A 19,670-nucleotide genomic window follows, 5' to 3' on the forward strand; every position below is an offset into this window, starting at 1 on the left:
CGCCGCACCCCTCCTCCCCTCTCCCTAAGGCGCCCCGGTACCCATGCCGCTCACCCTCGCCTCGCTCGTCCAGCACTCGGCGCTCAAACTCAGCGTCCGGGCCGGGGAGGGCCGCCTCGACACCCCCGTGCGCTGGGCCCACGTCAGTGAGCTCGCCGACCCCGTCCCGTACATGGAGGGCGGGGAGCTCCTCCTCATCACCGCCATGAAGCTGGACGCGGAGGACCCCGAGGAGATGCGGCGCTACGTGCGCAGGCTCGCGGCCGCCGGGGTCGTCGGCATCGGGTTCGCCATCGGGGTGAACTACGACGCCGTGCCCGAGGCGCTCGTCGCAGCCGCCACCGCCGAGGACCTGCCGCTGCTGGAGGTGCCTCGGCGCACCCCCTTCCTCGCCATCAGCAAGGCCGTCTCCGCCGCGCTGGCCGCCGATCAGTACCGGGCCGTGACCGCCGGCTTCGAGGCGCAGCGCGAGCTGACCCGGGCCGCGCTGTCCCCCGACGGGCCCGCCGAACTGCTGACGAAGCTGGCCGCCCACGTGCACGGCTGGGCCGCCCTGTACGACACCTCGGGCGCCGTCGTCGCGGCCGCGCCCGACTGGGCCGCGCGCCGGGCCGCCCGCCTCACCCCCGACGTGGAACGGCTGCGGGAGCGGCCGGCGCCGGCCAGCGCCGTGGTCGGCGGCTCCGAGGACCGGGTGGAACTCCAGTCCCTGGGCACCGGGCGCCGGGCGCGCGGAGCCCTCGCGGTCGGCACCGGAGCCCCGCTCGGCACGGCGGAGCGGTACGCCGTCCACTCCGCGGTGGCCCTGCTGACCCTCACCACCGAACGCTCCCGGTCCCTGCACGAAGCGGAGTCCCGGCTCGGCGCCGCCGTGCTGCGCATGCTGCTCGCCGGACAGGCGGACCACGCCCAGGCCGTGGCCGGGGACCTGTACGGGGCCCTGCTCGACGCGCCGTTCCGGATCCTGGTGGCGGAACCCGCGCTGGCGGGCACGGCCCAGCCGGAGGGGCTGGCGATGCTGGCCGACGCCGTGGAATCGGCGGCGGCGCGCACGGGGGAGACCCTGCTGGTGGTGCCGGAGCCGGGCCGGCTCGTGGTCCTGGCGGCCGATGGGGGCTCGGCGGTCCAGGCCTGCGTGGAACACGCGGAGGTGCTGGAAGCGCGCCGCGGCCGGGAGACGGGCGAGCCCGAGCCGGACGAGCTGGTCCTCGGCCTGTCGGCCCCCGCGGCGGCCTCCGGCGTGGCCGCGGCCTTCAAACAGGCCGACCAGGCGCTGGCCGTGGCCCGGCGGCGGGGCCGCCCGATGGTCGAACACGAGGACCTGGCGGCGGGCTCGGTCCTCCCCCTGCTCGCCGACGACGCGGTACGGGCCTTCGCGGACGGCACGCTGCGGGCGCTGCGCGAGCACGACGAGAAGGGCCGGGGCGATCTGGTGGCCTCCCTCCAGGCCTGGCTCTCCCGCCACGGGCAGTGGGACGCGGCCGCCGCCGATCTGGGCGTCCACCGCCACACGCTGCGCTACCGCATGCGCCGCGTGGAGGAGATCCTCGGCCGCTCCCTCGACGACCCGGACGTCCGCATGGAACTGTGGCTCGCCCTGAAGGCCACTGCCCCTTCTTAACGCGCCGCTCCCCTTCGTGACGCGCCCCTCGCACCGCTGCGCGGGCTTCGTGCCGCTGCGCCGGCCCCCTTCGTGACGCGCCCCTCGCACCGCTGCGCGGGCTTCGTGTCGCTGCGCCGGCCCCCTTCTTGACGCGCCCCTCGCACCGCTGCGCGGGCTTCGTGTCGCTGCGCCGGACTCCGTCCGGCGGTGGTGGGGCGGTGCCGGTGCCAGGGCCGTCCCGGCCTGGGGTCGGTGGGCGGGTGCGGGTGGGTGGGCCCTGCGGGGCTGGGGTCCCCTACCCGCCCTTCCACCGTTCCCAGGGCTCCGCCCTGACCCGCGCCCCCAACGCCGGCGGGGCTGGTGAGGGTCCCCCGGGGCTACGCCCAGGACCCGTTGCCGCGTGCGGCGCCGTTGCCGGGGGCCAGCCCCCGGACCCCCGCTCCTCAAACGCCGGAGGGGCTGGATGGTGCCCGGCCGGGCTGGATTGCCCGCAGGGCAATTCCAGCCCCGCCGGCGTTTGAGGCGCGGGGTCTGGGGCGGAGCCCCAGGAGGGGTCCGGGCACAGCCCGGGGAACGGGCGAAGGGCGGGCAGGGGAACTCCCGCCCCGCGCAGCCGCCCGCACACGACGCAGCCGGGCCCTCTCGGCCCCGTAGGGCCGGGCTGGCCAGAGCCCCGCACAGCCGGGCCCGGCCGGAGCCCCGCACAGCCGGGCCAGCCGGAGCCCCGTAGGGCCGGGTCGGCCGGAGCCCCCTGCAGCCCCCGGCGGGGCCCCGCATGGGCCGGCGCCGCCCCGACACTGACAAAGCGGCGCGCCGCGCCACGCACGTACTCCACGCCGGACAAACGCCGAAACCGCGGCGGAGTCCTACGGTGGAGGGGACAAGGACCCACCGCACACACTCCGAAGGGCCGGGATCAGCATGACTTCCACCCACGCCTTCTGGCTCGCCGGCCGCCAGGCCACGGGCGACGACAGCTTCGACGTCCACTCCCCGTGGGACGGCCGCCTCGTCGGTACCGTGAGCGTGCCGACCGACGCGCAGGTCGAAGAGGCCGTGGCCGCCGCGTACGCCGTGACCGCGGAGTTCTCCGCCACCCCGGCCCACGTGCGCGCCGAGGCCCTGGCCCACGTCGCCCGCCGGCTCGCCGAGCGCACCGAGGAGATCGCGCTGCTGATCTCCGCCGAGAACGGCAAGCCGATCAAGTGGGCCCGCGGTGAGGTCGGCCGTGCGGTGTCCGTGTTCCGCTTCGCCGCCGAAGAGGCCCGCCGCTTCAACGGCGGAGAGGCCCAGCGCCTGGACACCGACGCCGGTGGCGTCGGCCGTCTGGCCCTGACCCGCCGCTTCGTCAAGGGCCCGGTCCTGGGCATCGCGCCCTTCAACTTCCCGCTGAACCTGTGCGCCCACAAGGTGGCCCCCGCCATCGCCGTCGGCGCGCCGATCATCCTGAAGCCGGCCCCGGCCACCCCGCTCTCCGGTCTGATCCTCGGCGAGCTGCTCGCCGAGACCGACCTGCCGGCCGGTTCCTGGTCCGTGCTCCCCGTCGCCAACGACAAGATGCCGGAGCTGGTCAAGGACGAGCGCCTGCCCGTCATCTCCTTCACCGGTTCGGACAAGGTCGGCTACGCCATCCAGCAGGCCGTGCCCCACAAGCACTGCACCCTGGAGCTCGGCGGCAACGCCGCGGCCGTGGTCCTGGAGGACTGGTCCTCCGAGGCCGACCTCGACTGGGCCGCGACCCGCATCGCGACCTTCTCGAACTACCAGGCCGGCCAGTCCTGCATCGGCGTGCAGCGCGTGATCGCCGACGCGACGGTCTACGACCGCCTCGTCGAGAAGGTCGTCGCCAAGGTCCGCGAGCAGGTCACCGGCGACCCGAACGACTCCGCCACCGACGTCGGCCCCCTCGTCTCCGAGGACGCCGCCAAGCGGGTCGAGTCCTGGGTCGACGAGGCCGTCGCCGCCGGAGCCAAGCTGCTCACGGGCGGCAAGCGCGAGGGCGCCTCGTACGAGCCCACCGTCGTCTCGGAGGTGCCCGAGGGCGTCACCCTCGCCACCGAGGAGGTCTTCGGACCGGTCCTCACCCTGCGCCGGGTCGAGAACACCGACGAGGCCTTCGCCGCCGTCAACGACTCGAAGTTCGGTCTGCAGGCCGGCGTCTTCACGCGGAACATCCAGACCGCGTTCCGCGCCCACCGCGAGCTGGAGGTCGGCGGCGTGATCGTCGGCGACGTCCCGTCCTACCGCGCCGACCAGATGCCGTACGGCGGCGTCAAGCAGTCCGGTGTGGGCCGCGAGGGCGTGCGCTACGCGATGGACGACTACACCTACGAGCGGGTCCTGGTCCTCAGCGGCCTCGACATCTGACCGAACTCGTACGGCCACCAAGCCGACGGCCGGAGCCTACTGTGCGGGGGCTCCGGCCGTCTCCTTTTTCCACCCGTGTGGCAGGGTCGTGGGGCCCGGGTGCGCCGTTCCACCGCGCCGGGCGAGACGAACGAACCCCGGCCGACGAATCGAGTCGCGATGCCCTACCTGGTCCGACACCGCCCCGTCGCGGACCCCGCCCTGCGCCTGGTGTGCTTCCCGCACGCGGGAGGCGGCGCCGGGTTCTTCCGCGACTGGCCCCGGTACCTGGACCCTTCGGTCGAGGTGGTGGCCGTGCGCTACCCGGGCCGCGAAACCCGCATCGGCGAACCGCTGATCCCGGCGATGGACGCGCTGTCGCCACAGATCGCCGCGGAACTCCTGGCCGAGACTCCCGTACCCACGGTGCTCCTCGGGCACAGCATGGGCGCGGCCGTGGCGTACGAGAGCCTCCTGCGCCTCGAAGCCGCGGGAGCGGACCACGTCACGCGCCTGTGCGTCTCTGGCCGCGGACTGCACGCGCCCGCCGCCGTGCCCCCCGCGCGCACCGACGAGGAGCTGATCGCGGCCGTCACCTCGCTGGGCGGCCCCCACGTGGCGGTCTGGAGCAACCCTGACCTGCGCGAGCTGTTCCTGCCGGTCCTGCGCAACGACTTCCGCCTGATCGACACCTACCGCCGCCGCGCGGACGCACCGCTGCTGCGCGCGGACGTCATGACCCTCACGGGCGACCGCGATCCCCGCGTCACCCAGCCGGCCGCGCAGGCATGGTCGACGGTCACCACCGGCGCCTTCACCTCGCACGTCTTCGAGGGCGACCACTTCTACCTCGTGCCGCACGCGGAGCGGGCCGCACGGCTGGCCGTGGAGCGCGCCGGCGCCTGAGCGGGCCCCGGGACTCCCCGCTGCGGCGTTCCTCTTCCACCACCCCTCTTCCGCCGTTTCACCGTCCCTCTTTTACCGTCGCTTCCCCGCCGCCCGAAACGGGTACGACTCACTGGTAGCACCCACCGGTAAGCACCCCCACTCTCGGCGGCGAGGTGAGCCCCCTCATGTCCGCAACACAACCCGCACAGCCTGCGCAGTCCGCACAGCCCAAGGTGACCGAGCGCGAGGCACGGCAGGTCGCGGAAGCGGCCCGGGAACAGAACTGGCAGCGGCCGAGCTTCGCCAAGGAGCTGTTCCTCGGACGGTTCCGGCTGGACCTGATCCACCCCCACCCGCTCCCCGCCGAGGAGGACGTCCGGCGCGGGGAGGCCTTCCTGGCCCGGCTGCGGGAGTTCTGCGAGACCTCGATCGACGGAGCGCGCATCGAGCGCGAGGCGAAGATCCCCGACGAGACCGTGCGCGGGCTGAAAGAGCTCGGCGCGCTCGGCATGAAGATCGACCCGAAGTACGGGGGCCTCGGCCTCACCCAGGTGTACTACAACAAGGCGCTCGCCCTCGTCGGCTCCGTCAGCCCGGCCATCGGCGCCCTGCTCTCCGCCCATCAGTCGATCGGCGTGCCCCAGCCGCTGAAGATGTTCGGCACGCAGGAGCAGAAGGACGCCTACCTGCCGCGCTGCGCGACCACCGCCATCAGCGCCTTCCTCCTCACCGAGCCGGACGTCGGCTCCGACCCGGCGCGGCTGGCCACCACGGCGGTCCCCGACGGGGAGGACGCGTACGTCCTGGACGGCGTGAAGCTCTGGACCACCAACGGGGTCGTCGCCGACCTGCTCGTGGTGATGGCCCGGGTGCCCAGGAGCGAGGACCACCGGGGCGGGATCACCGCCTTCGTCGTCGAGGCCGACTCCCCGGGCATCACGGTCGAGCACCGCAACGCCTTCATGGGCCTGCGCGGCCTGGAGAACGGCGTCACCCGCTTCCACCGGGTGCGGGTCCCGGCCGCCCAGCGCATCGGCGCCGAGGGCGCCGGCCTCAAGATCGCGCTGACCACCCTCAACACCGGCCGGCTGTCCCTCCCCGCCATGTGCGTCGGCGCGGGCAAGTGGTGCCTGAAGATCGCCCGCGAGTGGTCCGGCGTACGCGAGCAGTGGGGACGGCCGGTCGCCCTGCACGAGGCCGTCGGCTCCAAGATCTCCTTCATCGCGGCCACCACCTTCGCCCTGGAGGCCGTGGTCGACCTGGCCTCCCAGATGGCCGACGAGGACCGCAACGACATCCGCATCGAGGCCGCCCTCGCCAAGCTCTACGGCTCCGAGATGGCCTGCCTGATGGCCGACGAGCTGGTCCAGATCCGCGGCGGGCGCGGTTTCGAGACCGCCGAGTCCCTCGCCGCCCGCGGCGAGCGGGCCGTGCCCGCCGAGCAGATGCTCCGCGACCTGCGCATCAACCGGATCTTCGAGGGATCCACCGAGATCATGCACCTGCTGATCGCCCGCGAGGCCGTGGACGCCCACCTGTCGGTGGCCGGCGACCTCATCGACCCGGACAAGGCGCTGGGCGACAAGGCGAAGGCGGGCGCCCGCGCCGCCGGGTTCTACGCCCGCTGGCTGCCGCAGCTCGCCACCGGCGCGGGCCAGGTCCCCGGCACCTACCGGGCCTTCCACCCGGCCGGCCACCCCGACCTCGCCACCCATCTGCGCTACGTCGAACGCGGGTCGCGCAAACTCGCCCGCATGACGTTCACGGCCATGGCCCGCTGGCAGGGCCGGATGGAGACCAAGCAGGGGTTCCTCGGCCGGATCGTCGACATCGGCGCCGAGCTCTTCGCGATGAGCGCGGCCTGCGTGCGCGCCGAGCACCTGCGGGCCTCCGGCGAGCACGGCCGGGAGGCCTACCAACTGGCCGACGCCTTCTGCCGGCAGTCCCGGCTCCGGGTGGAGGAGCTGTTCGGGCGGCTCTGGGACAACACCGACGACCTGGACCGCAAGGTCGTGGCCGGGGTCCTGTCCGGCACCTACACCTGGCTGGAGGAGGGAATCCTCGACCCCTCCGGCGACGGCCCGTGGATCGCCGACGCCACCCCGGGCCCCTCCACCCGGGAAAACGTCCACCGCCCGCTGCGCTGAGCTGAAATCATCGCCGGACATCAGACAGATGTACGAGGATGAGTACGGGTACGAGTACGGGTACTGGTACGCGTACGAGCACAGCGCGAGGCGGACGAGAACGATGCCGACGGCCGAGGAAGACCGCGCCAGCCGACGGCTGGCCTGGTGCGTGGCGCACGTGCTGCGCCACGCACCGGACCATGTCGTCACCGACATGATCGGCCGGCTCGACGAGCCCGCCTTCAAATACCTGTGCCGGGACGAATGGCTGGCGGCCTCCACCGTCACCCTGCTGCTCCGCCACGGAGACGAGGCCGCCCGCACCTACGTGGCCCGCAACCCCCGCGTCGTGGGCCGCCCGCTGCCCGGCCTGCCCGGGCCCGCCCGGTACGCCCGCCGCCGCACCCCGCCGGAGCTCCTGCCCGTGCTCCGCGCCGAGCTCGGCCGGGACCCCGGCGAGGAGCCGCTCACCGCGGCCGAGCTCATCGGCCTGCTCCGGCGGCACGGCCGCCGCGGGCCGCGGGTCCCGCTGGACGTCCTGGCGCTCGACCACCACCGCCCGGACCCGCAGGCGCTGCTCGCCGAACACCTCCGGCTGCCCCTGCCGGCCGGCTCCGTCGAAGCCCTGCTGCTCGTCGGCGACCTGCCCCGGGAGACCGTCCACGGGCTGCTCGCCACCGCGGCGCCGGACGAGCCCCGCTGGTACCGGCCCGCCGTCCGCGCCGTGCGGATGGGCCGGGTCACGCACGAGGAGCTCGTCGCGCACGTGGCCCCCGCGCACCGCACCCTGCTCCTCGCCGCCCTGAACCGGCCCAAAGGCCTGCGCTGGACCCTGCCCGAGCGGACCGGCATGCGCACCGCCGTCGCCCGGGCGCTGCGCCCCCTGCGCGACGACCCGCGGCTCTGGGCGGAGCTGCTGCGCCACGCCCCCGCCTTCCCCGGCACCCTGCCGGTCCTCGTGGCCCGGATCGTGCGCGGCACCCTGGCCGAGCCCGTCGCGGGGCCGCCGGTCCCCGGGCTCGCCGAAGCGGTGCGCTCCGTGGCGCCCGGCGGCGCCGAGCCCGACGGGGGAGTGGACCGCGAACTGGCCCTGGCGAGCCTCGCGGTGCCCATGGAGTCCGGCCAGGAGGACATCCGGTGGGTGCGCGGCTGCCTCGCCCGGGGGCTGCTGACCGGCGAGGACGTGATCCGGCACAAGGCGCCCGCCTGCTGGGCCCTGGACGAGGACCACTGGCTGGGTGAGGTGGACCACCCCGACCGGCACGCACCGGCCGCCCCGGTGCTCGCCGCGCGGGCCGAGGCCGACCGGCTGTTCGCGCTGGCCCTGGGCTCCGACCCGGACGCCTGGTGGGCGGTGGCCCGTACCCTCCCGGACTTCGCCGGGACGCTCCCGCACCTTCTCCTTCGTGTCACGGATGGGGGCTCAGTGTCCGGGCGCCCCTGAGTTGCGGCAACAATGGGTCCATGAGCGACCGCCCATCCCCCCTCGCCGATCCGCACCTCCTCTTCGACCCCGCGGCCGGCCGTCGGGACATCGTCATCCTCGGCTCCACCGGGTCCATCGGGACCCAGGCCATCGACCTGGCCCTGCGCAACCCGGACCGGTTCCGGGTCACGGCCCTGTCCGCCGCCGGCGGCCGGGTCGCGCTGCTGGCCGAGCAGGCCAGGCTGCTGCGGGTGAACACCGTGGCCGTCGCGCGCGAAGACGTCGTACCGGCCCTCAAGGAGGCGCTGGACGCGGAGTACGGCGCCGGTGAGCCGCTGCCCGAGATCCTCGCCGGACCGGACGCGGCGACCGAACTCGCCGCCTCCCAGTGCCACACCGTGCTCAACGGCATCACCGGTTCCATCGGCCTCGCGCCCACCCTCGCCGCGCTGCGCGCCGGGCGGACCCTGGCCCTCGCGAACAAGGAGTCGCTGATCGTCGGCGGCCCGCTGGTGAAGGCCCTGGCGAAGCCGGGCCAGATCATCCCGGTCGACTCCGAGCACGCGGCGCTCTTCCAGGCCCTGGCCGCGGGCACCCGCGCCGAGGTCCGCAAGCTCGTGGTCACCGCCTCCGGCGGGCCCTTCCGCGGCCGCACCCGCGCCGAACTGGCCTCGGTCACGGTGCAGGACGCGCTGGCCCACCCGACCTGGGCGATGGGCCCGGTGATCACCGTCAACTCGGCGACCCTGGTCAACAAGGGGCTGGAGGTCATCGAGGCGCACCTGCTCTACGACATCCCCTTCGAGCGGATCGAGGTCGTGGTCCACCCGCAGTCCTACGTGCACTCCATGGTGGAGTTCACGGACGGCTCCACGCTGGCCCAGGCCACCCCGCCCGACATGCGCGGCCCGATCGCGATCGGCCTGGGCTGGCCCCAGCGGGTCCCGGACGCCTCCACCGCCTTCGACTGGACCAAGGCCTCCACCTGGGAGTTCTTCCCGCTGGACACCGAGGCCTTCCCGTCGGTGGGCCTGGCCCGGCACGTCGGCACCCTGGGCGGCACCGCGCCCGCCGTGTTCAATGCGGCGAACGAGGAGTGCGTGGAGGCGTTCCTGGCCGGTCGGCTCCCGTTCACAGCAATCATGGATACGGTCTCTGCCGTGGTCGATGAGCACGGAACCCCCGCCGGGGGAACTTCTCTCACGGTCGCGGACGTCCTTGAAGCGGAGACCTGGGCCCGGGCCCGGGCACAGGAGATGGCGGCACGGGCCGCCGTGGAGGCGCGCGCATGACCGTACTGCTGACCCTGATCGGCGTGCTCGTCTTCGTCGTCGGGCTGCTCTTCTCGATCGCCTGGCACGAGCTCGGCCACCTCTCCACGGCCAAGCTCTTCGGCATCCGCGTGCCCCAGTACATGGTCGGCTTCGGCCGGACCGTCTGGTCGCGCAAGAAGGGCGACACCGAGTACGGGCTCAAGGCCATCCCGATGGGCGGATACATCCGCATGATCGGGATGTTCCCGCCGGGGGAGGACGGCAAGATCACCGCCCGCTCCACCTCGCCGTTCCGCTCGATGATCGAGGACGCGCGCTCGGCGGCGTACGAGGAACTGCAGCCGGGCGACGAATCGAAGCTCTTCTACACGCGCAAGCCGTGGAAGCGCGTGATCGTGATGTTCGCGGGACCGTTCATGAACCTGGTCCTCGCGATGGCGATCTTCTTCGGCGTGTGGATGACCTTCGGGGTGCAGCAGACGACCACCCAGGTCCAGACCGTCACCGACTGCGTGATCAAGCAGAGCGAGAACCGCGACACCTGCAAGGCCGGCGACCCGGCGGCCCCGGCCAAGGCCGCGGGCGTGCGGGCCGGCGACAAGATCGTCGCCTTCCAGGGCAAGCCGGTCGAGGACTGGGACACCCTCCAGAAGGACATCCGCAACACCATCGGACCCGCCACCCTCACCGTCCTGCGCGACGGGCAGAAGGTCACCCTGAACGCGAGCCTCGTCGAGAACCGCGTGGGCAAGAGCGACGGCCACGGCGGCTACGTCAAGGGCGAGTACGTCTCGGCCGGCTACCTCGGCGTCGGCCCGAAGTCCGTGATCGCCCCGCTCACCTTCACCCAGTCCGCGGACCGGGTCGGCGAGGTCGTCCAGAGCAGCGTGCAGGGCCTGGCCCAGCTCCCGGGCAAGATCCCGGCCCTGTGGAACTCGGTCTTCAACGGTGCCGAGCGCCAGCCCGACTCCCCGATGGGCATCGTCGGCGCGGCCCGGATCAACGGGGAGATCGCGGCCCTGGACATCCCGAGCGAGCAGCGGATGTCGATCATGCTGAACGTCCTGGGCATGTTCAACCTCTCCCTCTTCCTGTTCAACATGCTGCCCCTGCTGCCCCTGGACGGCGGGCACATCGCGGGCGCCCTGTGGGAGTCGGTGCGGCGGGCCTTCGCCCGGGTGTTCCGGCGCGCCGACCCGGGCCCGTTCGACGTGGCGAAGCTGATGCCCGCCGCGTACGTGGTGGCCGGTGTTTTCCTGTGCTTCACCCTGCTGGTACTGGCCGCGGACGTGGTCAATCCCATTAAAATCACCTGATCGAAAGATCGGCGGGGCGTTCCGCGGGTGATCCCGCGGAAACGTCCCTACCGCACGCGCACCGGAGCCGGGCACGCATCGTGCCCGGCTCCCTACGTTCGAGTGGCCCCCGACCGGCGATGCACGGGAGCCGTGGCGGTTGGCGTAATCTCGGACGTTGGAGCCCGCCGATCCCGGCACCTAGATCCAGACCTTGGGGTTGCACCGCAGATGACTGCCATCTCTCTCGGAATGCCGGCCGTGCCGACGAAGCTTGCCGACCGCAGGTTCAGTCGCAAGATCCAGGTCGGCTCGGTCGCCGTCGGCGGAGACGCACAGATCTCCGTGCAGTCGATGACCACCACCAGGACCTCCGACATCGGGGCCACGCTCCAGCAGATCGCGGAGCTGACCGCGTCCGGCTGTGACATCGTCCGCGTGGCCTGCCCGACGCAGGACGACGCCGACGCGCTCGCCGTGATCGCGAAGAAGTCGAACATCCCGGTCATCGCCGACATCCACTTCCAGCCGAAGTACGTGTTCGCCGCGATCGACGCCGGCTGCGCCGCCGTCCGCGTGAACCCGGGCAACATCAAGCAGTTCGACGACAAGGTCAAGGAGATCGCGCGGGCCGCGAAGGACGCCGGTACCCCGATCCGGATCGGCGTCAACGCCGGTTCGCTCGACGCGCGGCTGCTGAAGAAGTACGGCAAGGCCACCCCCGAGGCGCTGGTCGAATCCGCGCTGTGGGAGGCCTCCCTCTTCGAGGAGCACGGCTTCAGCGACATCAAGATCTCGGTCAAGCACAACGACCCGGTCGTCATGGTCAACGCCTACCGGCAGCTCGCCGCCCAGTGCACCTACCCGCTGCACCTCGGCGTCACCGAGGCCGGCCCGGCGTTCCAGGGCACGATCAAGTCCGCCGTCGCCTTCGGCGCACTGCTCTCCGAGGGCATCGGCGACACGATCCGCGTCTCCCTGTCGGCCCCGCCGGTGGAGGAGATCAAGGTCGGCATCCAGATCCTGGAATCGCTGAACCTCAAGCCGCGCCGCCTGGAGATCGTCTCCTGCCCGTCCTGCGGGCGCGCCCAGGTGGACGTCTACAAGCTGGCCGAGGAGGTCACGGCGGGCCTGGAGGGCATGGAGGTCCCGCTGCGCGTCGCGGTCATGGGCTGCGTCGTCAACGGCCCCGGCGAGGCCCGTGAGGCCGACCTGGGCGTCGCCTCCGGCAACGGCAAGGGCCAGATCTTCGTCAAGGGCGAGGTCATCAAGACCGTCCCCGAGTCGAAGATCGTCGAGACCCTCATCGAAGAGGCGATGAAGATCGCCGAGCAGATGGAGAAGGACGGCGTGATGTCGGGCGAGCCGACGGTCGCGATCGGCGTCTAGCCGCCCGCGCGGCAGGAACGACGACGGGCCCGGAGCCGCAGGTGCGGCTCCGGGCCCGTCGGCATGCGGGCGTGCGGGCGGGCCCGCCCCGGGAGCGCTCCGAGGAGCCGCCCCGAGGGGCCTCGAAGGCATCCCGGAGCCGCTCCGGGTACAGTGCGGAGATCAGCAGACTTGCATGGTGAGGCCCCAGTGTTGACGCAGACCACCACCCGGGTCCTTGAGCCCAGTGATCTCGACGCCGCGCTCGACATCCTCGGCCGCGAGCCGGTCGAGAACGCCTTCGTCACCTCCCGGGTCCAGATCGCCGGGCTCGACCCGTGGCGCCTGGGCGGCGAGATGTGGGGCTGGTACGCCGACGGCGAGCTCCGCTCCCTCTGCTACGCCGGCGCCAATCTGGTGCCCGTCTGCGCCGGTCCCGATGCCGTACGGGCCTTCGCGGACCGCGCCCGGCGCACCGGCCGCCGCTGCTCCTCCATCGTCGGCCCCGCCGAGGCCACGGGCCTGCTCTGGCAGCTCCTGGAACCCAGTTGGGGCCCGGCCCGCGACGTCCGCTCCCGGCAGCCGCTCATGGTCATGGAGCAGCCGTCCACCACGGTGAGCGCCGACCCGCGGGTGCGGCGGATCCGCAAGGACGAGATGGACCTGATCATGCCCGCGTGCGTGGCCATGTTCACCGAGGAGGTCGGCATCTCCCCGATGACCGGCGACGGCGGCCTGCTCTACCAGGCCCGGGTGGCCGAGCTGGTGGCCAGTGGGCGCTCCTTCGCCCGCGTCGAGGACGGCAAGGTCGTCTTCAAGGCCGAGATCGGCGCCGCGACCTCCCGCGCCTGCCAGATCCAGGGCGTCTGGGTGGCCCCCGAGTTCCGCGGCCGCGGGCACTCCGAGACCGGCATGGCCGCCGTCGTCGCGTACGCCCTGCGGGACGTGGCCCCCGTGGTCAGCCTGTACGTCAACGACTTCAACACCGCGGCACGCGCCTCCTACCACCGGGTCGGCTTCCGCGAGGTCGGCGCGTTCATGAGCGTGCTGTTCTGAGGATCGGCCACCCGATCTTCCTGTTCGAGCGCACGCCCGGCCAGTAAGGTCGCCGCATGATGCCAACCCCCGCGGGAGACGACCCCGGCCGGCCCGCCGGACTGCGCATCGGGCCCCTCGATCTCGCGGCCCGGGTCGACGAGGCCCTGCGCGTGCAGGCGATGGCCTTCGGCCTCAGCGAGGAGGAGGTCGGCATCCGGCGCTACATCGTCCAGCGCCACATGACCTGCCGCGGCGCCCGCGCGCTCGGCGCGTTCACCGAGGACGGGGGCCTCGCCGGGTTCGTCTACGGCATGCCCAACGACCGCGCGCACTGGTGGTCCGGGGTCGTCGAGCCCTATCTGCGGACCGGCGGCCTCGAAGGCTGGCTCGACGGCTCCTTCGTGATCACCGAGCTCCACGTCCACCCCGGATTCCAGGGCAAGGGCGTCGGCCGCGCCCTCATCACCCTCATCACCGACACCGCCGCCGAGGAGCGCTCGATCCTCTCCGCGATCGACACCGACAGCCCCGCCCGGGGCCTCTACCGCTCCCTCGGCTACGAGGATCTGGCCCGCCAGGTCCTCTTCCCGAGCGCGAGCCTCCCGTACGCCGTCATGGGCGCCCCGCTGCCGCTGCGCAGGCCCTGACCCGGGCCCCCGGACCCGGAGCACGGGCCCAAACGGTTTCCGCGCGCCCGGGAGCCCCCGGTAGCCTCCCGGCATGTCAACGCAACACGTGCAGCGCATGTCCCGCCTCATGGCCAAGACCCTCCGCGAGGACCCCGCCGACGCCGAGACCCTCAGCCACCGCCTGCTGGTCCGGGCCGGCTACGTCCGGCGCAGCTCCGCCGGGGTGTGGAGCTGGCTGCCGCTCGGCAAGCGGGTCCTGGACAACGTCTCGCGGATCGTCCGCGAGGAGATGGACGGGATCGGGGCGCAGGAAGTACTGCTCCCGGCGCTGCTGCCCAAGGAGCCGTACGAGGTCAGCGGGCGCTGGTCGGAGTACGGGGACCTGCTCTTCCGGCTCAAGGACCGCAAGGGAGCCGACTATCTGCTGGGCCCCACCCACGAGGAGATCTTCACCCTGGTGGTCAAGGACCAGTGCACGTCCTACAAGGACCTGCCGGTCATGCTGTACCAGATCCAGACCAAGTACCGGGACGAGGCGCGGCCCCGCTCGGGCGTCCTGCGCGGCCGCGAGTTCCAGATGAAGGACTCGTACTCCTTCGACGTGTCCGACGAGGGTCTGGCGGAGTCCTACCGGCTCCACCGCGAGGCCTACGTACGCATCTTCGAGCGGCTCGGCCTCGACCACCGGGTGGTGTCGGCGGTGTCGGGCGCGATGGGCGGCTCGGCCTCGGAGGAGTTCCTGGCCCCGGCCCCGGCCGGCGAGGACACCTTCGCGGACTGCCCCTCCTGCGGCTACGCGGCCAACACGGAGGCGGTCACCTTCGCCCTGACCCCGGCCACGGGGGAGCACGGCCCGCTGGAGGAGATCCCGACGCCCGACACCCCCACCATCGAGACCCTGGCCGCGCACCTGGGCGTCCCCGCCTCGGCGACGCTGAAGAACCTCCTCGTGAAGGTGGACGGCGAGATCACCGCCGTCGGCGTACCGGGAGACCGCGAGGTCGACCTGGGCAAGCTCGCCGAACACCTGGCCCCGGCGGTCGTGGAACTGGTGACGGCCGAGGACTTCACGGGCCGGCCCGACCTCGTACGGGGCTACGTGGGCCCGCAGGGCCTGGAGAAGGTCCGCTACCTCGCCGACCCCCGCGTCGCGCCGGGCACGTCCTGGGTGACGGGGGCCAACAAGCCCGACACGCACGCCCGCGACGTGGTCTGCGGCCGCGACTTCGAGGTGGACCAGTACCTCGACGTGGTCGTCGTCGAGGAGGGCGACCCCTGCCCCTCCTGCGGCGCCGGGCTCCGCCTGGACCGGGCGATCGAGATCGGGCACATCTTCCAGCTCGGCCGCAAGTACGCGGACGCGTTCGGCCTGGACGTCCTCGGGGCGCAGGGCAAGCCGGTCCGCGTCACCATGGGCTCCTACGGGATCGGCGTCTCCCGCGCGGTGGCCGCGCTGGCCGAGCAGACGGCCGACGAGCGGGGCCTGTGCTGGCCGGCGGCGGTGGCCCCGGCCGACGTGCACGTCGTGGCGGCGGGCAAGGCGGTGCCGCTCGCTCTCGCGGAGTCGGCGGCGCAGTCCCTGGCGGGTGCCGGTCTCCGGGTCCTCCTCGACGACCGGCCCGGCCTGTCGCCCGGGGTGAAGCTGACGGACGCGGAGCTGATCGGAGTTCCGTGGATCCTCGTTGCGGGCCGCCGCTCGGCGGAGTCGGTGGTCGAGCTCCAGGACCGCCGCACCGGCACCCGCGAGGAACTCCCCCTGGAGGAGGCCCTCTCCCGCCTGACCGGCGGCGCGTAGCCCTGCGGGGCGAAGTCCCCTACCCGCCCTTCCACCGTTCCCCGGGCTCAGCCCGGACCCCCTGGGGCTCCGCCCAGACCCCGGTCCTCAAACGCCGGACGGCTGAAGGACCACACCCATGATCAGCCCCTCCGGCGCTTGAGGAGCGGGGGTCCGGGGCGGAGCCCCGGGGAACGGTGGAAGGGCGGGTAGGGGACGGCTCCGCGCAGCGCCTAGCCGTGCGGTGCGTCCGGCTCCGCCGGGGACCCGTCGAGGCAGGGCTCGACCACCGCCCCGGGGCCGAGGCCCGCAGCTTCGCCGGCGGGGGCGGTGGCCGCGATGGCCGGGGTCGGTGCTGCCGGGGCGGGGGCCGGCGGGCCCGGGGTCGGCTCCGCCGGGGCCGCGGCCCCGATGGCCGGAGACGGCGTCGCCGGGGCAGGGGCAGGGGCGGCTTGAGCAGGGGCCGCGCGTTCCAGGAAGCGGAGGAGTTCCACCGGGAACGGGAGGACCAGGGTGGAGTTCTTCTCCGCCGCCACGGCCACGACCGTCTGGAGCAGCCGCAGCTGCAGCGCCGCCGGCTGCTCCGACATGACCTCCGCCGCCTCGGCCAGCTTCCTCGACGCCTGGAGCTCCGCATCCGCGTTGATGATCCGCGCCCGCCGCTCCCGGTCGGCCTCCGCCTGCCGCGCCATCGACCGCTTCATCGTCTCCGGGAGCGACACGTCCTTGATCTCCACCCGGTCGATCTGGACGCCCCAGCCCACCGCCGGACTGTCGATCATCAGCTCCAGGCCCTGGTTGAGCTGCTCCCGGTTGGACAGCAGGTCGTCCAGATCGGACTTGCCGATGATCGACCGCAGCGAGGTCTGCGCCATCTGGGAGACGGCGAAGCGGTAGTCCTCGACCTCGATGATCGCGCTGGCCGCGTCCACCACCTTGAAGTACACGACCGCGTCCACCCGCACCGTGACGTTGTCCCGCGTGATCCCCTCCTGGGCGGGCACCGGCATCGTCACGATCTGCATGTTGACCTTGCGCAGCCGGTCCACGGCCGGGATCACGAAGGTGAAGCCGGGCCCCCGGACGCCGCCCCGCAGCCGGCCGAGGCGGAAGACCACGCCCCGCTCGTACTGCTTCACCACGCGGGCGGCGGCCCCCAGGTAGGCCACGATCCCGACGCCCGCGACGGCGCCGGCTGCCAGCAGTTCCTCGACCATGACGGCCTCCTGCTCCTGCTGCTCCTGCCGGGCGGCACTCTCCCCACAGGGGTTATGCCCTACAACCAGCCCGCGAACTCCAGCAGCAGCTCCGCGTCGCGCCGCCGCCCGGCGGCCAGCGCCCGGTTGCCCGATTCCACGGCGCGGAACAGCGTCCAGCCCCGCAGCCGGTCCCGGTCCACCTCCAGCGCGTCTGCCAGTTTGTTCACCCGGCGCCGGGCGCCCGCGGCTCCCGCGGAGGAGGCCATCTGGTCCTCGATCCGGTCCCGGACCAGCCGGGCCAGGTCGTACGCCCGCTCGCCGACCATCGGGTCCGGACCCACCGCCAGCCACGGAGCGCGCTCGCCGGAGAGGACCTTGCCCTGCCGGAAGTTCCCGTGCAGCAGCAGTTCCTCGGCCGGCGCCGCCGTCAGTTCCTCGCGGGCCGCCAGCGCCGCCGAGGCCAGCTCCGCCGTCTCCGGGGGAGCCTTGCGCAGCACCTCGGCCTGCTCGGAGGTCCGCTCGGCGACCGTCTCCCAGCCGTGCCCCGGAGCCGGGGCCACCCACAGTCTGCGCAGCGTGCCGCAGGCCTCCAGCAGCGCCTTCGCCTCCGGCAGCGACCGCAGCGAGACCTCGGGGTGCAGCCGCTCCAGCAGCAGCGCCCCGTCCTCCTCGTGATGGCGCGTGTCGAGGACCCGTACCGCCCCGAATCCGCCCCAGTGCGCCAGCGCGGCCAGCTCCCGGTCGGGCCGGAGCGCGGCCGGGGCCAGCTTCAGCGCGGCCGGGGTCCCGTCGGCGTACCGGACGAGGACGACCAGGCTGCTGCGGCCGCCGGGGGCCTGCACCCGCTGGGCCTGTACTCCGCGCCGGGCCAGCGCACCCTGCGCCAGCCCGGGGAGCTGCCCCAGCCAGTCCGAGACGTGCGCCGATTCCGGCAGCTCGCCGAGCGCCCGTACGAGCCGCTGCGGCGGTTCGAAAGCCATGCGTGCGTGGTCCCTTTCAGCTGTGCCCGGGCTCGTCGCGCATGGTTGCGCGTTAGGTCCGCGGTGTGTCCGCGCGTTCCGTGAGCCCAGGGAAGGCTACGCCGCCACCACGCCACCGTGCCGCGCGCAGGGCCGCGGCGCGCAGCGCGTCGGCCGCCTCGCGGCGCAGCCGGCCCTCGGCGGCGCGCACCAGATCGGAGTACGCGCCCGCCACCCGGTCCTCGATCCCGGCGGCCAGCCGCTCGGCGTCGGCGGGCGTGCGCACGGTGAACGGCAGGGTGTACGCGGCCTCCGCCGGGCGCGGGGAGCCGCCCAGCTCGCGCACGGTGCGGGCGAGCGCGTCGCGGCGCGCGAGGTGGCCGCCGTACGCCTCGCGGGCCTCGGCGGAACGGGCGGCCGCGGCCCGGGCCCCGATCACGCCGTAGCCGTACGCGGCCGCGTGCTCGGCGGCGAGCGCGGCCTGGGCCGCCTCCAGGGCCTGGCCGGCGGGGGAGGGCGTGGAGGTCACGAGGAGGCTCCCGGGGTCGAGGTCAGCAGGTACGCGTGCACGTGGCCGCACGCCGCGACCGAGGCGAGCATCCGGGCGAGCTCCCCGGGGGCGCCGGCCAGGGCGATCGTCCGGGCCTCGGCCAGGCTCCGCTCGGCGTCCGCGAGGGCGGTCAGCGCGTCGGCGGGCGCGGCGGGCACCGGCGACGACCCGGGCGCGGGGGGAGCGGCGGCGGCGTCGGACGGGGCGGTGGAAGGAGCGGAGGCGGAACGGGAGGCCGAGGCCGCCGGGGAGCCCTCGTCGGTCAGGGCCGTCGTGTGCGCCGCGACCGAGGCGCGCAGCGGCGCGAGGCGGGGGGCGAGGGCGGGATGGGCCGCGGCGGTGGCGTCGTAACGTTCCAGCAGTCGCTCGCTCTCACGAACGGCCGTCTCGCGCATCCGCCGTTCGAGTGGAACCTCGGGATCCGCGACGGGCGGCCCGTCGTCGGAGCAACCGCTGAGCAGGGCGGCTCCGGCGATGCCCGCGGCACCGGCGAGCAGGCCTCTTCGCGACGGCAGGGTCGAGGGCACGGGGACGTCCTCCGGGTGCTGGCAGGGTGCTGGCGGGCAGGGTGTGATCAAGGTACCCGGGGCCCCGTCCACAGGGCGGACGGCAACACCCCCCGCGACCGGATACCCTTTGACCTGACGCACGACGGACATCACAACAGCACACGCGGCCGAGGAGTCACCCGGATGAGCACCACCCAGAGCGACAGGCTGCGCGCATTGCTGGAGCCGCTCGCCGCCGCCAAGGGCCTGGACCTCGAGGAGATCGAGACGTCCAAGGCGGGCAAGCGCCGGATGCTGCGCATCATCGTGGACTCCGACGAGGGCGTGGAGCTGGACGCGTGCGCCGAGCTGAGCCGCGAGGTCTCCGATCTGCTGGACGAGACCGACGCGATGGGTGAGGACGAATACGTCCTCGAAGTCAGCTCGCCGGGCGCGGACCGCCCGCTCACCGAGCACCGTCACTACATCCGGGCGATCGGCCGCCTCGTGAAGTTCCAGACGTCGGACGGCGGGGAAGTGATCGCCCGCATCCTCGACGTCGACGACGAGGGCATGGACCTGGAGGTCCCGGGCGTGAAGGGCCGCAAGGCGACCGCCCGCCGCATCGTGTTCACCGACATCGCCAAGGCGCGTGTCGAGATCGAGTTCAACCGCAAGGACAAGAAGGAAGAGGAGGCGTAGTC

The 19,670-nt window shown here is 73.5% G+C and carries 16 protein-coding genes; 12 read left to right on the plus strand and 4 right to left on the minus strand.

Going from position 1 to position 19,670, the window contains the following annotated elements:
* The first annotated feature begins 43 nt into the window (after positions 1-43).
* From ACWCP2_RS13045 to ACWCP2_RS13095, 11 genes are all read left to right on the plus strand, one after another.
* Complete coding sequence (locus ACWCP2_RS13045) at positions 44-1,621, plus strand: PucR family transcriptional regulator (RefSeq protein WP_450908634.1); 1,578 nt, start codon at positions 44-46, stop codon at positions 1,619-1,621.
* Positions 1,622-2,524: 903 nt separating this feature from the next.
* Positions 2,525-3,970 (plus strand): aldehyde dehydrogenase family protein, encoded by a 1,446-nt coding sequence (locus ACWCP2_RS13050; RefSeq protein WP_450908635.1) that lies wholly within the window; start codon positions 2,525-2,527, stop codon positions 3,968-3,970.
* Between the two features lie 159 nt (positions 3,971-4,129).
* Positions 4,130-4,855, plus strand: coding sequence for a thioesterase II family protein (locus ACWCP2_RS13055; RefSeq protein ID WP_450908636.1), 726 nt, complete (start codon positions 4,130-4,132; stop codon positions 4,853-4,855).
* Positions 4,856-5,022: 167 nt separating this feature from the next.
* A complete protein-coding gene (locus ACWCP2_RS13060) occupies positions 5,023-6,984 on the plus strand; it encodes an acyl-CoA dehydrogenase family protein (RefSeq protein ID WP_450908637.1) in 1,962 nt (653 codons plus the stop codon).
* A 28-nt stretch (positions 6,985-7,012) separates the two neighbouring features.
* Positions 7,013-8,410, plus strand: coding sequence for a hypothetical protein (locus ACWCP2_RS13065; RefSeq protein ID WP_450908638.1), 1,398 nt, complete (start codon positions 7,013-7,015; stop codon positions 8,408-8,410).
* Between the two features lie 20 nt (positions 8,411-8,430).
* Positions 8,431-9,684 (plus strand): 1-deoxy-D-xylulose-5-phosphate reductoisomerase, encoded by a 1,254-nt coding sequence (gene dxr, locus ACWCP2_RS13070; protein WP_450908639.1) that lies wholly within the window; start codon positions 8,431-8,433, stop codon positions 9,682-9,684.
* Positions 9,681-10,982: a M50 family metallopeptidase gene (locus ACWCP2_RS13075; RefSeq protein ID WP_450908640.1), complete on the plus strand. Its 1,302-nt coding sequence runs from the start codon at positions 9,681-9,683 to the stop codon at positions 10,980-10,982. The genes dxr and ACWCP2_RS13075 overlap by 4 nt, the downstream gene beginning before the upstream one ends.
* Before the next feature lie 210 nt (positions 10,983-11,192).
* Positions 11,193-12,350, plus strand: a complete 1,158-nt coding sequence (ispG, locus tag ACWCP2_RS13080; RefSeq protein WP_266881397.1) for a flavodoxin-dependent (E)-4-hydroxy-3-methylbut-2-enyl-diphosphate synthase — start codon at positions 11,193-11,195, stop codon at positions 12,348-12,350.
* A gap of 189 nt (positions 12,351-12,539) precedes the next feature.
* Complete coding sequence (locus ACWCP2_RS13085; protein WP_450908641.1) at positions 12,540-13,385, plus strand: GNAT family N-acetyltransferase; 846 nt, start codon at positions 12,540-12,542, stop codon at positions 13,383-13,385.
* Between the two features lie 59 nt (positions 13,386-13,444).
* Positions 13,445-14,014: a GNAT family N-acetyltransferase gene (locus ACWCP2_RS13090; protein ID WP_450908675.1), complete on the plus strand. Its 570-nt coding sequence runs from the start codon at positions 13,445-13,447 to the stop codon at positions 14,012-14,014.
* A gap of 73 nt (positions 14,015-14,087) precedes the next feature.
* Positions 14,088-15,791 carry a proline--tRNA ligase gene (locus ACWCP2_RS13095; RefSeq protein WP_450908642.1) on the plus strand — a complete coding sequence of 568 codons (1,704 nt, stop codon included), beginning with the start codon at positions 14,088-14,090 and terminating at the stop codon, positions 15,789-15,791.
* 212 nt (positions 15,792-16,003) lie between these two features.
* Here the strand turns inward: ACWCP2_RS13095 and ACWCP2_RS13100 are convergent, their stop codons facing one another.
* From ACWCP2_RS13100 to ACWCP2_RS13115, 4 genes are read right to left on the minus strand one after another with little or no spacing between them, the layout of a single operon-like run.
* The gene (locus ACWCP2_RS13100; protein WP_450908643.1) at positions 16,004-16,987 is read right to left on the minus strand and encodes a slipin family protein; all 984 of its coding nucleotides are present in this window, start codon (positions 16,985-16,987) and stop codon (positions 16,004-16,006) included.
* Between the two features lie 59 nt (positions 16,988-17,046).
* The gene (locus ACWCP2_RS13105; RefSeq protein WP_450908644.1) at positions 17,047-17,949 is read right to left on the minus strand and encodes an aminoglycoside phosphotransferase family protein; all 903 of its coding nucleotides are present in this window, start codon (positions 17,947-17,949) and stop codon (positions 17,047-17,049) included.
* 52 nt (positions 17,950-18,001) lie between these two features.
* On the minus strand, positions 18,002-18,457 hold the full coding sequence (locus ACWCP2_RS13110) for a ferritin-like domain-containing protein (protein WP_450908645.1): 456 nt from the start codon (positions 18,455-18,457) through the stop codon (positions 18,002-18,004).
* Positions 18,454-19,005 (minus strand): hypothetical protein, encoded by a 552-nt coding sequence (locus ACWCP2_RS13115; RefSeq protein ID WP_450908646.1) that lies wholly within the window; start codon positions 19,003-19,005, stop codon positions 18,454-18,456. Before ACWCP2_RS13115 ends, ACWCP2_RS13110 begins: the two co-directional genes overlap by 4 nt.
* Before the next feature lie 165 nt (positions 19,006-19,170).
* On the opposite strand from ACWCP2_RS13115, the gene rimP reads away from it, so the two are divergent.
* Entirely contained in the window at positions 19,171-19,668 is a 498-nt protein-coding gene (rimP, locus tag ACWCP2_RS13120; protein ID WP_450908647.1) for a ribosome maturation factor RimP, read from the plus strand.
* Positions 19,669-19,670 lie beyond the last annotated feature (2 nt).

The organism is Streptomyces sp. NPDC002104 (assembly GCF_053593795.1).

Bases quoted from the DNA above. Each gene is read 5' to 3' on its own strand.
- dxr (WP_450908639.1), top strand. From the start codon at position 8,431: ATGAGCGACCGCCCATCCCCCCTCGCCGATCCGCACCTCCTCTTCGAC.
- ACWCP2_RS13095 (WP_450908642.1), top strand. From the start codon at position 14,088: ATGTCAACGCAACACGTGCAGCGCATGTCCCGCCTCATGGCCAAGACC.
- ACWCP2_RS13050 (WP_450908635.1), top strand. From the start codon at position 2,525: ATGACTTCCACCCACGCCTTCTGGCTCGCCGGCCGCCAGGCCACGGGC.
- ACWCP2_RS13090 (WP_450908675.1), top strand. From the start codon at position 13,445: ATGCCAACCCCCGCGGGAGACGACCCCGGCCGGCCCGCCGGACTGCGC.
- ACWCP2_RS13045 (WP_450908634.1), top strand. From the start codon at position 44: ATGCCGCTCACCCTCGCCTCGCTCGTCCAGCACTCGGCGCTCAAACTC.
- ACWCP2_RS13060 (WP_450908637.1), top strand. From the start codon at position 5,023: ATGTCCGCAACACAACCCGCACAGCCTGCGCAGTCCGCACAGCCCAAG.
- ACWCP2_RS13105 (WP_450908644.1), bottom strand. From the start codon at position 17,949: ATGGCTTTCGAACCGCCGCAGCGGCTCGTACGGGCGCTCGGCGAGCTG.
- ispG (WP_266881397.1), top strand. From the start codon at position 11,193: ATGACTGCCATCTCTCTCGGAATGCCGGCCGTGCCGACGAAGCTTGCC.
- rimP (WP_450908647.1), top strand. From the start codon at position 19,171: ATGAGCACCACCCAGAGCGACAGGCTGCGCGCATTGCTGGAGCCGCTC.
- ACWCP2_RS13075 (WP_450908640.1), top strand. From the start codon at position 9,681: ATGACCGTACTGCTGACCCTGATCGGCGTGCTCGTCTTCGTCGTCGGG.
- ACWCP2_RS13100 (WP_450908643.1), bottom strand. From the start codon at position 16,987: ATGGTCGAGGAACTGCTGGCAGCCGGCGCCGTCGCGGGCGTCGGGATC.
- ACWCP2_RS13055 (WP_450908636.1), top strand. From the start codon at position 4,130: ATGCCCTACCTGGTCCGACACCGCCCCGTCGCGGACCCCGCCCTGCGC.
- ACWCP2_RS13065 (WP_450908638.1), top strand. From the start codon at position 7,013: ATGTACGAGGATGAGTACGGGTACGAGTACGGGTACTGGTACGCGTAC.